Annotated in this window: 14 protein-coding genes; 10 read left to right on the top strand and 4 right to left on the bottom strand. The window is 55.8% G+C overall.

The window, feature by feature from the left end:
- Positions 1 to 40 precede the first annotated feature (40 nt).
- Positions 41 to 898 carry a spermidine synthase gene (locus tag EF096_RS13285; protein WP_158611280.1) on the top strand — a complete coding sequence of 286 codons (858 nt, stop codon included), beginning with the start codon at positions 41 to 43 and terminating at the stop codon, positions 896 to 898.
- Positions 899 to 949: 51 nt separating this feature from the next.
- Here the strand turns inward: EF096_RS13285 and EF096_RS13280 are convergent, their stop codons facing one another.
- The 3 genes from EF096_RS13280 to EF096_RS13270 all read right to left on the bottom strand — a co-directional run bounded on the left by EF096_RS13280 (position 950) and on the right by EF096_RS13270 (position 2,286).
- On the bottom strand, positions 950 to 1,444 hold the full coding sequence (locus EF096_RS13280; protein ID WP_123890198.1) for a SprT family zinc-dependent metalloprotease: 495 nt from the start codon (positions 1,442 to 1,444) through the stop codon (positions 950 to 952).
- Between the two features lie 63 nt (positions 1,445 to 1,507).
- Entirely contained in the window at positions 1,508 to 1,975 is a 468-nt protein-coding gene (locus EF096_RS13275; protein WP_123890197.1) for a flavodoxin family protein, read from the bottom strand.
- Positions 1,976 to 1,992: 17 nt separating this feature from the next.
- Complete coding sequence (locus tag EF096_RS13270) at positions 1,993 to 2,286, bottom strand: hypothetical protein (protein ID WP_123890196.1); 294 nt, start codon at positions 2,284 to 2,286, stop codon at positions 1,993 to 1,995.
- A 240-nt stretch (positions 2,287 to 2,526) separates the two neighbouring features.
- Here EF096_RS13270 and EF096_RS13265 point away from each other — a divergent pair, with 240 nt between their 5' ends.
- Both EF096_RS13265 and ggpS read left to right on the top strand, forming a co-directional pair.
- Positions 2,527 to 3,921 carry an MFS transporter gene (locus EF096_RS13265; protein WP_123890195.1) on the top strand — a complete coding sequence of 465 codons (1,395 nt, stop codon included), beginning with the start codon at positions 2,527 to 2,529 and terminating at the stop codon, positions 3,919 to 3,921.
- A gap of 48 nt (positions 3,922 to 3,969) precedes the next feature.
- Positions 3,970 to 6,237, top strand: a complete 2,268-nt coding sequence (ggpS, locus tag EF096_RS13260) for a glucosylglycerol-phosphate synthase (protein WP_123890194.1) — start codon at positions 3,970 to 3,972, stop codon at positions 6,235 to 6,237.
- 55 nt (positions 6,238 to 6,292) lie between these two features.
- Here ggpS and EF096_RS13255 read toward each other — a convergent pair whose 3' ends face one another.
- Complete coding sequence (locus tag EF096_RS13255) at positions 6,293 to 8,152, bottom strand: choice-of-anchor I family protein (protein ID WP_123890193.1); 1,860 nt, start codon at positions 8,150 to 8,152, stop codon at positions 6,293 to 6,295.
- Positions 8,153 to 8,295: 143 nt separating this feature from the next.
- Here EF096_RS13255 and EF096_RS13250 point away from each other — a divergent pair, with 143 nt between their 5' ends.
- The 7 genes from EF096_RS13250 (at position 8,296) to EF096_RS13220 (ending at position 12,753) form a co-directional block, all read left to right on the top strand.
- Entirely contained in the window at positions 8,296 to 8,910 is a 615-nt protein-coding gene (locus tag EF096_RS13250; RefSeq protein WP_123890192.1) for a DNA-J related domain-containing protein, read from the top strand.
- 134 nt (positions 8,911 to 9,044) lie between these two features.
- Positions 9,045 to 9,644, top strand: a complete 600-nt coding sequence (locus EF096_RS13245) for a Yip1 family protein (protein ID WP_123890191.1) — start codon at positions 9,045 to 9,047, stop codon at positions 9,642 to 9,644.
- A gap of 113 nt (positions 9,645 to 9,757) precedes the next feature.
- Positions 9,758 to 10,582: a tRNA 2-thiocytidine(32) synthetase TtcA gene (gene ttcA / locus EF096_RS13240; RefSeq protein ID WP_123890190.1), complete on the top strand. Its 825-nt coding sequence runs from the start codon at positions 9,758 to 9,760 to the stop codon at positions 10,580 to 10,582.
- A 25-nt stretch (positions 10,583 to 10,607) separates the two neighbouring features.
- Positions 10,608 to 11,279, top strand: coding sequence for a DNA-3-methyladenine glycosylase I (locus EF096_RS13235; RefSeq protein WP_123890189.1), 672 nt, complete (start codon positions 10,608 to 10,610; stop codon positions 11,277 to 11,279).
- Positions 11,280 to 11,370: 91 nt separating this feature from the next.
- Complete coding sequence (locus EF096_RS13230) at positions 11,371 to 11,907, top strand: C40 family peptidase (protein WP_123890188.1); 537 nt, start codon at positions 11,371 to 11,373, stop codon at positions 11,905 to 11,907.
- Between the two features lie 113 nt (positions 11,908 to 12,020).
- Positions 12,021 to 12,266 (top strand): hypothetical protein, encoded by a 246-nt coding sequence (locus EF096_RS13225; protein WP_123890187.1) that lies wholly within the window; start codon positions 12,021 to 12,023, stop codon positions 12,264 to 12,266.
- Positions 12,267 to 12,315: 49 nt separating this feature from the next.
- On the top strand, positions 12,316 to 12,753 hold the full coding sequence (locus tag EF096_RS13220; RefSeq protein WP_123890186.1) for a DUF7079 family protein: 438 nt from the start codon (positions 12,316 to 12,318) through the stop codon (positions 12,751 to 12,753).
- Positions 12,754 to 12,780: the final 27 nt, after the last annotated feature.

The raw sequence follows: 12,780 nt of genomic DNA, 5'->3' as shown, positions 1-12,780 counted from the left end.
GGGCTTCTTCTTGGGTGGGTATCAATGTGCGTGCCAGCGAATGGTAACGCGACTTTTGGGGGTTAAACAGCCTATGGGCTGGATCAGTACGCTTTATAAGTATCTAGTTAACCTGGGCCCGGCTAAACCTGAGAGGGAGCTGGAGCGCTGTGAAGATGATTTTGGCACGCTGCGGGTCAGCGAGCAGGGCGAGCTGCGTTATCTCTATTTTGGCAGCCAAACCGAGCAGAGTTGCGGTTTGGTCAATCATCCTGCGTGGCTGGAATATGACTATACACGTGCCATGTTGCTGGCTGGATTCTGGCAGCCGCAGGCCTCGCGCGCAGTTGCTCTGGGGCTGGGTGGCGGCACTCTGGTAAACGCCGTGCTGGCGTATTTAACGCCACAACAATGCACCGCTGTTGAGCTGCGTGCCAAGGTCGTTGAATTGTCTCGCCGCTGGTTCGGGCTGAGCGCGGACCCGCGTCTTGAGGTGGTGGTCGCCAACGCCGAAAGCTACATTGCCAGCCAGCCAAACAGCTGTGACCTGCTGTTCGTCGATCTTTATCTGGAGGGAGGCATCGCGCGCCTGCAGTTGCAGGCTGATTTCTTTGCAGCCTGCAGGGCAGCGCTGCGCCCAGGTGGGCTATTGGTAGTGAATCAATGGCAGTTGGGGCAGAGCGGGCGTCCTTATGCTGCCAGCCCGCTGCAGCGTCTGTTCGGTACCCACTACCTGCAGGTTGAGGTGGAGGAGGGCAACATTATTCTGTTTATTCCGCAGTCCGGTGAGTTGATGCTGGACCGCACCGCCATGCTGCAGTGGGCGGATCAGCTTGAGCCACAGCTCGGCTACTCGCTAAGGCCGTATATCATGACCCTAAGGCGCGCTGGCGACGTACCCAGGCTACAAGAGGAATAAGGTGGCCAGCGCGTCATCAGGGTAGATCGACGAACCTAATACATGCGCCGGCTATACCACCAAGGCTTGCTGCTGGCCGGTAAAGTGCAGCAGATCGCCACAACGCCGGCATTGGTATTGGCGGCCTTTCCTGACCCAGGCGTGTCGCTGCGGCGTGAAGTGCATATGGTCGGGGCAGGCGCAGCGGTAGAGATAACGGGTGCTGCGGCGCTTAGCCACTGCATAGTTGTGGCAACGATTGGCTGGCAGCTGGAACAGTTGGGTCATGACGGCTTGCCACTCGCGGCCGTGCGGGCGAATCCGGGCGCCATAGACCTGGTGTGCGATCAGATGAGCCACTTCGTGTGGCACGGTTTGCAGTAGAAAGTCGTCTGCGTTGTCGCGGTAAAGCTGACCATTGAAACGCAGCAGATTCTGATTTAGATAAGCGACACCCGCACGCTGGCCGCGCAGATCCAGTTCTATATCCGGGCGGGGAAAGTGGCGGGAGAAGTGCTGCTCGGCGAGCTGATAGCAGCCTTCAAGGCGGGCAAGAATACGATCCATTGGCGCAGTATACCGTTGAACGTGCCTTGCCAGAAAGTGCGCTTGAACGCGCGAAAGACAGCGTCAGAAGACGCTGTTGTCGAGTCCTGCAGCCATGTACAGGCCCAGCTCTTCCGCTTGCTGCAAAAAACTGTCCTGCCAGTCGCCCTTGAACGTCAGGGGAGATTGCACCCAATTCCAACGCAACCCGGTCACAATGGATTCGACTGCGCGTCGAGTTCCGGTCCCATCCATCCCCGCGCGGATGTACAGCGCGCAGGGCAAGCCCTGTTTTTCTTCCAGAACGGGGTAATAGCTGCGGTCAAAAAAGTCTTTCAGCGCGCCGCTCATATAGCCTAGATTTTCAGTGGTGCCGAGGATGATGGCATCGGCGCTCATGACGTCCTCCGGGCCCGCCTCCAGCGGCGGCTTGCAGTTGATCTCTACGTCTTCGATATCGCCATGGCGAGCACCCCGTAGCACCGCTTCGCGCAGGGCGCGGGTGTTGTCCGATGGGGCGTGGGCAACGATCAATAGGGTCTTGCTGGACATACGCACTCCGGTTGGTGTCAGCCCTGTTTGCTGTTCCACAGCCGAGCAACTGCACGCTCGGAACCCAGCCAGGCAACCAATAGACCGAGCAAACCGATCAAGCCAAATACCGTGACCGGAATCAGGAAGGTGCGCTCTATACCGGAGGGCAAAAACACGGCCAGTCCGGTGGCGAGGCTGAGAAACAGCAAGCTCATGATGACCAGAATGCCGCGACTTTTGGGCGTGTAGTGGTAGGGCGCATCGCTATTTTCGAGTGGCTTGAGCAGAGGCGCGCAGAGTTTTCGGGCAAATTCTTTCAAGCTGGACATGGTGTGAGCCGGTTTGTTTGTGAGGGCTGGTAGGGCTCAGTTTAGCGCCTTAAAGCCGGTGAATAGAAGCGGGTGTTGCTATCTTTGGCGCAAGCGCTGCGGAAAAATTCAGGCTGGTCATGCAGCGTTCGCTGGGGTAGGGTGTTTACAGCTGAATATAAATTATAGATGCATAAGCACGTTATTTGACACCCGTCCTGCCTGGAATCTACCACACCTTTAAGGGGAGATTTCGGCTCCATGATTAGGCTTCTTGTGCCCATTGGGGCATTGCTTACCGGTATCGCCCTGTTGTTGCTGGGCACCGGCCTGCTCAATACCTTGCTGGCCTTGCGCGGCAGCGCTGAAGGTTTTGCTGATCAAACTCTGGGTCTGCTGGGGTCGGCCTATTTTGCCGGCTTCATCCTTGGTACCTGGCTATGCCCGCGGCTTATCCGTCGTATGGGGCACGTCCGTTCGTTTACCTTTCTTGCCGCCGCAGAAGCGGCCTGCGTGCTGATCCATGTGCTCTGGATCGAGCCCGGTATGTGGTTGTTGCTGCGGGTTATTACAGGCGTAGCCTTGGTCGGTATTTACACCATCATTGAAAGCTGGCTCAACACCACTGCGCCGTCCGAGCGGCGGGGTCAGGTCTTTGCCTGTTATATGGCGGTAAATCTGGGCTCGCTGGCTTTGGCGCAGCAGTTGTTGCGCTGGGATAGCCCTATGGCATTCACCCTGTTTGCGATTGCAGCCATCCTCATTGTGGTGGCCGTTATGCCGGTTGCCGCGACACGTTTGGCACAGCCCGTTATCACCGATACGCCACCGCTCTCTCTCAAACGGCTATGGCAGGCTGCACCAGTGGCCTGCGCTGGCGCTGTGCTATCCGGTCTGGGCATGGGTGGCTTCTGGGGCCTGGGTGCGGTCTATGCTGGACGTATGGGTATGGATACCGCCCAGATCGCTGGTTTCGTGTCGCTGGTGATTGTCGCTGGTGCGCTATCACAGTGGCCTATGGGGCGTCTTTCCGACCAGATTGATAGACGCAAGGCGTTGGTCGTTATCAGCGGTATGGCCGCCGTTGGTGGTGTATTGATGGCGCTGCTGGCGCCTTTCGGTCAGTGGTTGCTGGTTGCCGCCGCCGTCTTTGGTGCGGGTTCGTTTGCAGTCTACCCAGCCGTGGTTGCGCATCTGATCGATCATTTACACCAGGAAGATATTTTGTCCGGCAATGGTTCGCTGCTGATGCTGCATGGTATTGGTGCGGCTGTTGGGCCGGCTTTGGCCGGTTGGTTAATGGGCATGACCAGTCCGGTAGCGTTGCCGTTGTTCTTTACCGCGATGTTTACGCTTTGTGCGCTCTACGCACTGTGGCAACTGCGCCAGGGCCGTGATCGCATTGTTGATGAGGCGGCGCATTATGTACCTATGGTGCGCACCTCCAACGCCGTACTGGAAATGATGCTGGAAGATGCCACCCATGAAGAACATGGTGAAGTGAAACCACAGGCAGCCAGCGGGGATGCAACTGACAAGCGCGCGGACGAGACTAACGAAATAGACAGTATTGAGGGAGCGCCAGAGCCATTATCGGTAGAACAGAACCGGCAAACTCTGGCGAAAGATGATGAAGAGCAACAAGGCCGCAACTGAGCCTCGGAGGCTATATATGTATTCAGTAGTGACAGGGAGAACAGGGCTATGATGTTGGCAACTGATTTGGACGGTACCTTTCTTGGAGGTGACCCCGATAATCGTCAGCGGCTGTATCAGCTGATTAATGCGCATCCCGGCATTAAGCTGGTGTTTGTTACCGGTCGCGGACTTGAAGTGGTAGTGCCGCTGCTTTCTGACCCGGCCATCCCGCGGCCTGATTACATTATTTGTGATGTTGGTGCGACCGTGGTTGATGGCGAAACGCTGCAGCCGGTGTACCCGGTACAAAGCGACATCGAAGCAGACTGGCCGGGTGAGCAGGTGGTCGCTCAGCGTCTGTCGGTCTTCCCCGGACTCGAGCGCCAGGATGTGCCGCAGCAGCGTCGGTGTTCGTATTTCTGTGAGCCAGGCGCGGTAACGGAAAAGGTCCGTGATGCGATGGAAGGCCTGGGTTGTGACCTGCTGTTCTCCGCCGGCATGTACCTTGACTGTCTGCCGCGTGGCGTGAACAAGGGCTCTACTCTGCGCCGGCTGGTAAAGCACCTGGGCAGTTCAATGGAAGAAGTGCTGGTCGCGGGCGATACCCTTAATGACCTGTCAATGTACGAACACGGTTTCAAGGGCGTGTGTGTGGGAGAGTCTGAGCCAGCATTGCTGGAGGCTACCGGCGATCGCGCCAAGGTACTGCATGCGCGGCTTAGTGGCTGTGGCGGCATCCTTGAAGCTATCTCGCACTTTGGTTTCCTGGGCCCACTGGGCGTAGATTCCGAGTTGCGTGACTTGCAGATCAAGGGCAAGGCAGATCTGGTGATGGTCTACCACCGGCTGCCCTACGAAGAGGTGATCGAAGATGGCAAGCTGGTCCGCCGCCCACCGACCTCGCCCAATGGTATTTTGCCTACCTTACTGAGTTTCTTTGCGGGTGATCAGCCTGGTTCCTGGGTTGCCTGGTCGATACACGACGCGCGCAAGCGTGAAGCCTTTGAAGTGCATACCAAGGTAGACGCCGAGAATTATCCCAACCTGGTGGCGGCGCGGGTAGCGCTAAGCAAGAACGACGTGGATGTCTTTTACAAACGATTTTCCAAGGAGGCGTTCTGGCCAACGCTGCACACCTTCTGGGAGCGGGCGGTGTTCCGTGAGGAAGATTGGGCCGTGTTCCTCAAGGTCAATCGCCTGTTTGCCGAGCGCACCGCAGCGGAAGCGGCAGAGGGCGCGGTAGTTTGGTTGCACGACTACAACCTGTGGATGGTGCCGGCCTTTCTGCGGCCGCTGCGACCTGACCTGAATATCGCCTTTTTCCACCACACTTATTTCCCCTCAGCGGATGTATTCAATGTGCTGCCATGGCGCCGCGAGATTATCGGTAGCCTGTTGCAGTGCGACTATATTGGCTTTCATATTCCACGTCAGGCCGAGAACTTTGTCGATGTGGTGCGTGGTGTCGCGCCAGTCGAAGTGCTGGAAGAGAAGGGCTGCGCACCGCGCTATCTTACCTATGGCTGTGCTGTTGGGCTGGATCGGATGGCCACCATGATCTCGGTACATGGTCGTCCGATTGGTCTGGGTGCGCATCCGGTTGGCCTGGATGTAGGGCGGGTTAAAAAGATTACTGAAACGGCGGAGTGCCAGGAGCAAATTGACGAGCTGCGCGAACAGCTAAAAGGTGTGCGCGTTGTGCTCTCGGTAGAGCGTCTGGATTACACCAAGGGTACGCATGCCAAGCTGTTGGCGTTTGAGGCGCTACTTGAGGCGCATCCGGAGTTGATCGGCAAGGTGACGCTGATCACCATCTGCGTACCGGCAGCCCGCGAGATGACCATTTATGATGAGCTGCTGAGTCAGATTGAACAAGCGGTTGGGCGCATCAATGGACGCTTCTCCAGGGTCGGCTGGACGCCGGTACAGTTTTTCTACCGTGCGGTGCCATTCAACGAGCTGATTGCCTATTACTTAATGGCTGATGTCATGTGGATTACGCCATTGCGTGATGGTTTGAACCTGGTCGCGAAGGAGTACGTGGCTACTCAGGGTCTGCTCGGCGGTAGTGGCGCCTTGGTATTGTCGGAGTTTGCTGGCGCCGCAGCTGAACTGCATGGTGCGCTGCTAACTAATCCACATGATCCGCATGATCTGCGCGATACACTGTATATCGGCCTTACCCTGGGGCGGAGCGAGCGTGAGGCACGACTGAAGGAATTGTTCGGTGTGGTGCAGCACAACGACATCAAACGCTGGGGCGATGAGTTCTTGGAGGGCGTACGACATGCCCGGGCGCTGGCATTGGAGCATCTGGCTGACAAGGTAGCCTGATCCGGTACCTGAAAAGCAGCGGCTGGCTCCGGCCAGCCGCTGCTTTATCCGTGGCTTATTTTCCTAACACCTGGTTGATTTGATACACGGCGGTAGTGCCACTGACCTCGTTACCAATCACCAACAGGGCTTCACCGTTCGGTGAGTCTTCAGCGCTGATAAATACCAGTCCTTCCGGCCCCAGATCGCCAACACTGCTGAGCACTGTTTCCGGGTCTTCCGTGGTCCAGTCCTCGCGGGTATTGAGGTAGTCCACAAAGAAGGGAGCGGCAGGATCGGTGATGTCGTAGGCCATCACGCCACCGATACGTTCCAGACCGATAAAGGCAAAGGCCTTTTTACCCAGATGACCGACAGTCACCCCCTCGGGCTCAGGGCCTTTGTTGTCACTGCGGTTGTCGAAGGTATCGCCCTCATCGTGGGTCGAGTTGAAGTAGTCTGCGCAAGGGATGTCGCGGTTGCGGCCCAGCATGCAGTCGGCGCTGGCCAAGTGCTGCTCGATCTGATCTGCCGAGTCCCAGACCAGCTTGCCATCAGCATCGCGGATCGAGAAAGAACGTGTGCCGTAGGCGTAGAGGTTGTCGTACATCAGGCGGTCGCCAGCAACGTTCTCGTTGCCCGTGCTATCAAACATCACTGGGTCGCCATTGGCGTCTTTGCGGTAGCCGTCAGTCCAGGCAATGGTCAACCTTCCGAGCTTGTCGTCATCACCACAGGTACCGCGGTCTGCTATCGTTGCGCCGCAGTAGGCGAATACCGAAGGGTTAATGAGCGCGCCTTCAGCCAGTGCATGCAGCTGCGGGGCGAGATCATCGCCGACCCGGCGATCAAAGCCGCGGCTATCGGTCAGGCTTTTCATGCGGAACTCTTCAACAAAGCCCTTGCTGGCATCGCCATCCCAATAGGCCTGATCATCCTCACCCCAGGCACGCGAGTCACCTTCATTGGCCGTCACCAGATAGGTGCTACCTGCTACCTCGTAGGCATAGATTGCGTCAGGCTGATACATGCCCAGCAGGCCTGGCCAGGTAGCGATATTGATGGTGCCATCCTTGTCGCTGACGTCGATACCGTTGCCGCTGGCACCATGGTCCTTGTAACCCAGCGGCAGTATGTCAATAACGGCGGCGCTGGCAATGTCGATCTTGGCCAGGGCGTTGTTCTCCTGCAGGCTGACCCAAGCGGTGCTGCTATCGGCGGAGATAGCAATGTATTCGGGCTCCAGGTCCTGCGCGACGCTGGCATTAGGGCCGAAAATACGTATGCCAGCGTCTCTCAGCGCAGCGGCTTGACTATTGAATGCAGAAAAATCAGCGGTTTTTATCTCGGCCAGGCTATTGCCGTCCAGGCGCAGGACGCTCACAGAGCCTTCCGGATCTATGCTGTAATCGTTGTTTGGTTCGCCTTCGTTGGCGACCAGTATATGCAGGCCGTCTGGAGTGAAGGTCAGCATGTCAGGCTGTGCGCCAACCTGCTTCGAGTCCAGCAGCGCGAGCGTAGCAGCATCAAATAGAGCGACGTAACCAGGGTCTGTTTTACTTGCGGCTTCTACGGCCACGGCTAGATAACCGTCCCGGTAGGCAAGGCTATTGACGACGGCGCCTGTAGCGACGCTTTCCACGGTCAGCGTGGTGATCAGTGTTGGGTTGCCAATATCGCTGGCATCCAGCACGTCTACTGCACCTTTTTGTGCGTTAACAATAAAAATCTGCTGATTGGCCGCATCGTAGGCTGGAATTTCTGCGGCGCTCTTGCCGAATACGCCAGAGCTGTAACGTCCGAGATAGCTAAGTGAAATACTCTCTGGCGTGATCTCATCTGAGACTTGCGGCGTGTCACTGTTGCTGCTGCTTTTACAGCCGACAACGGCTGCCATCATGGCAGCGCTGGTGGCGGTAATGATCCATTTGTTCATTTTATTGGCCCCTTCCCCTAGTTTGGTGAGGGTGACATTGATACGCAGCTTCCATGACAGTGCCTTTACTCTTTGATGGCACTTTGGTTGTGGTTGAAAAAGCATGGCTCGTTCCACCGCAGGCGGACTGATACACTTCGGTCATGGACGATGTGCAACCAGACGATTTACTCCCCGACGGCTTCAGCGATGAACTGCTGATAATATTGCGCGCCGCACCCTCAGGGCTGGGGGAGTACGCGCTGATTCGGCAGTTGGCTGAGCGTTACCCTGATTCGCTGTTCGCAGAGCCAGGCGCGTTACAGGATTCTCTGCGCCTTTTTCAGTTGCACTTTCTTCTTTTCCACCTGTTGTATCGTCTGGCAGATGAACTATCAGAAGCGGGGCAGATGCTAAGCATTCATGCCTTGAGTATTCGCCTGGCACCTCGATCTGCAGCTCAGCCTGGGATCACACAAACGGATCCGCTACGCGCCTACTACCTGGATTGGCAGCAGTGGCGTGAAACCCACGCTGAGGATGTACAGCGTCTGCTTGACGGTTTCTGGCGGCGGGGGAGGGGCGTTGTAGGTGTAGACGAGCTGCAACAGGCATTGGCTGTGATGGAGCTGCAGGAGCCGACCGATGCGCGGGCAGTAAAGCAGCGTTATCGCGCGTTGGTGAGGGTGCATCATCCGGACAAGGGTGGCAGCACGGCGCGGGTCCAGGAAATAAATCAAGCCATGCTAATTCTTGAACGCTATTACGGCCGAAGTTGAAGTCGCTAATCTCTCTAAGCAAATCGGCTCTCCCTTTTTATTCTTCGCTATAGTCAATGCAGGGTGCTGAAGTTCAGGTACCTGTGCGCTGCCATTGATGCTAAAGCGCTGAATAATAATTAGGAGGTCAGACCATGATCCACCATGTAGTGGGGCTGTTCACCCATCCCGATGAGGAATGGAGAGAAATAAAAGGCGAGGACGAAAGCATTGGGCATATGTACTTGACCCATGTGCTTGTTCTGGCTGCGATTCCGGTTGTCTCTGCTTATATTGGTACCACTCAGGTAGGTTGGTACATTGGCACCGAAGAAGCGGTCAAGCTGACTCAAGCCAGTGCGCTATCGATGACGCTGCTGTCTTATCTCGCGATGCTTGCTGGCGTAGCCGTGATGGGCGCCTTTATCCACTGGATGGCTCGTACCTACGACTCAACCCCCACCTTCAATGATTGCGTTGTGTTTGCCGCTTATACCGCAACGCCGCTGTTTATAGCCGGTCTGGCTGCGCTTTATCCCAGCCTCTGGTTGGGGATGTTGGTGGGTACTGCTGCGGTAGCCTATACCGTCTACCTGCTTTACCAGGGGATTCCCATTTTTATGGATATTCCTCGTGATGAAGGCTTCCTGTTTTCCAGTTCTATCCTGGCCGTAGGGTTAGTGGTACTGGTTGCTATGATGGCTACATCAGTTATTTTTTGGGGCTTTGGCGTAGGGCCCGTTTACCTTCGTTAGTATCTTGCAAGTTCACCGATCAACCCCTCTCGGCAATGCCAAGAGGGGTTGATGTTTTTATGTACAGCGGTTTCCAGTAAAATGCCGGTTTTACTCTACCGGTGTGCCTCTCCATGAGCCGTCTCAGCGTTAACCAAAACAAGCTGCAAAAACGTTTGCGTCGCCTGACCGCCGAAGCGGTGACCGATTACAACATGATTGAAGATGGTGACAAGATCATGGTCTGCCTATCCGGCGGCAAAGACAGCTACACGCTGCTTGATGTGCTACTGCACCTGCAAAAGGTTGCGCCGATCCAGTTTGAATTGGTTGCCGTCAATATGGATCAGAAGCAGCCAGGCTTTCCGGAAGACGTATTGCCCGCCTATTTGAGTGAGCTGGGCGTGCCGTATCACATCCTTGAGCGCGACACCTATTCCATCGTTAAAGAAAAAGTCCCCGAAGGTAAAACGACCTGTTCGCTTTGTTCGCGGCTGCGTCGTGGCAATCTTTATACTTTTGCCGATGAAATAGGTGCGACCAAGATGGCGCTGGGGCATCACCGCGACGACATTATTGAGACCTTTTTCCTCAACATGTTTTACGGCGGCAATCTCAAAGCCATGCCACCCAAGCTGCGGTCGGATGATGGCCGTAATGTGGTGATTCGGCCTTTGGCATACTGCAATGAGAAAGACATTGCTGCTTACTCTGAGCTTCAGGGCTTTCCGATTATTCCCTGTAACCTCTGCGGCTCGCAGGAGAATCTGCAACGCCAGGTGGTCAAGGATATGTTGCAAGGTTGGGAGCGTGCGACACCTGGCCGTCTCGACAATGTCTTTCGCTCGTTGCAGCATGTGCAGCCATCGCAGCTGGCCGATAGCAAACTGTTCGATTTTGCCAGTCTGAGCATCGATGAGTCCGTCGCGCCACGTTTCCTTAATGTGACGAATCTCTGATTCACCTCTGCTGTGGAGTTTGACTGTGCAGGACTATGCCTGGCTTGAGAGTTATTGCTTGAACCGGTTTGGCTCAAAGGCCCAGCTCGAGGCACATTTGCCCAAGCCAAGGTCGGCCGCCCAATTACGTACGATAACTGATGATCGTTACCTTTCCACCATGGCGCTGCGAGTTTTTCGTGCCGGATTGAAGCACAGCCTGGTAGACGCCAAATGGCCGGTATTCGAAGAGGTCTTTTTCGGCTTTGACCCGGACAAAGTGGTGCTGATGAGCGCCGAGCATTTAGAGCGGTTGATGGCCGACAAGCGCATCATTCGTCACTTGGGCAAGTTGCGCAGTGTTCCACGTAACGCCCAGTTGGTGCTCGACATACGCACTGAATACGGCAGCATGGGGCAACTTATAGCCGATTGGCCGGTAGATGATATCGTCGGCTTGTGGCGTATGTTGGCTAAACGGGGCAGTCAGCTTGGCGGCCAATCCATGCCGCGTTTTTTGCGCATGGTCGGTAAGGATACCTGGGTTGCTACAGAAGACGTGGTTGCGGGATTGAAGGCCCAAGGGGTTATAGACCGGGCTCCGGCCAGTCAGCGTGATCAGAATGCGGCTCAGGCGGCGTTTAATCATTGGATGGAACAGAGCGGCAGACCGCTGTGCCAGTTATCGGCGATGTTGGCTTTTACGGTAAATCACTGAGACTTGGCGTACAAAGTTAAAGTAAAATCTTGACATGGTGTGCGCAATCGTACATTTTTTAATCAAAGTTCAATGATAGAAAGGTATGCGGATGCGGTTTAGTGCTCTATTGATGTTACTCGTCATAGCTCTGCTGGCAGGCTGTAGCAGTGCGCCAAGAGCGCCGTTAGACGTTACCGCTAAATCCAACGTACGCACCCCCGTCCCCTCTGTCCCCGCTGTTCGTTCCAACACCGCCGATGCTTTGGGTAATGATGTTGTCTTCCAGGCATTCAGCCTTATTGGTACCCCCTACCGCTGGGGCGGCACTTCGCCGGATACGGGGTTCGACTGCAGTGGTCTGATTCAGTATGTTTACCGCGAAGCGGCTGGGGTTACCTTGCCCCGCACCACCGCAGGCCTTACCTCGATGCAGACCGACAAGCCCAGCGAAAGCGCATTGGTGCCCGGTGATCTGCTGCTTTTTGCCATGAACGGCGGACGAGTCAATCACGCCGGTATCTACATTGGCGAAGGGCGTTTCCTGCATGCGCCCAGCACCGGTGGTGTGGTGCGGGTGGATGAGCTTGGGTCCAGCTTTTGGCAGCGTACCTTCAAGGGCGCGCGCCGGGTACTCAGCAGCAACTGAATTGGTCCACCAGGACGGCTTCACCCCCTCTTCTTCTCTCTACCCGGCTCAATCCGCGTCTTAATTACGTCAAGCTATTCGTTGTCGGGCTTACACATAGTAAGAAAAAACACATGACGCTGCTGGAATGGACTTTGCTTTATGTCATCACTTCGCTGCTCTGGAAGTGGATAATCAGCTGGGGCGGCGCTCAGTGGGTTGAGGGCTGGAAATCCTGGTTCTTTATTCACTTTCTCGCGCCTGCGTGGAGCGCAGAAGGCATTCGTCTGTTTGCTGTCGTGATGTGGTTTTTTACCAGTCTCTGGTTTGTCGGCGGTCTGTTCAGCGAAAACATACGTAACTCGGGCTTTCTGTTATGAGCGCTGCGCTTTTCAGCAGCGGTCTGGCTAGCGCGCGCAGTGTGTTCGGGTGAATACGCAAGAACGACTTCCGTTATGGTCTGCGCTGTCCTTTTTGTTTCTGGACACAGAGATTTCCGCTGATACCCACCGATATATCGCACGACAGGTAATAAGCTCCGGGCTCTCGCCAGAAGGGGTGCTGGAGGTGCTCTGGCTTGAGGTGTTTCCTGCGCTGTGCGACAACCTGCGCGATGTGGCGGGTGAATGGGCCGGGTTTGATGATGGCTGGCTGTGCGAGCGTATCTGCGCCGTTATTGGTAAGCGGATTACTGCTTATCGACCTATGGGAATGCTGTCAGTCAATCAGGTAATAGACATCATCGAGACTGAATGGCGCTATTGCTGCCGTTATTTGCCTGCCGCCTACTCTGTAGCTGTGCGCCCGCCAAGCAAGCGAATCAAGCGACAAGGCGCTGCCAAGGGGCTTTGCTTCTGGTTTTTCTGAGCGCTTTTATCATGGTTATGGATACAG

It is taken from the genome of Pseudomonas neustonica (genome assembly GCF_003797945.1).
Lineage (GTDB): Bacteria > Pseudomonadota > Gammaproteobacteria > Pseudomonadales > Pseudomonadaceae > Halopseudomonas > Halopseudomonas neustonica.
This window is presented reverse-complemented; position numbering and strand designations above follow the sequence as displayed.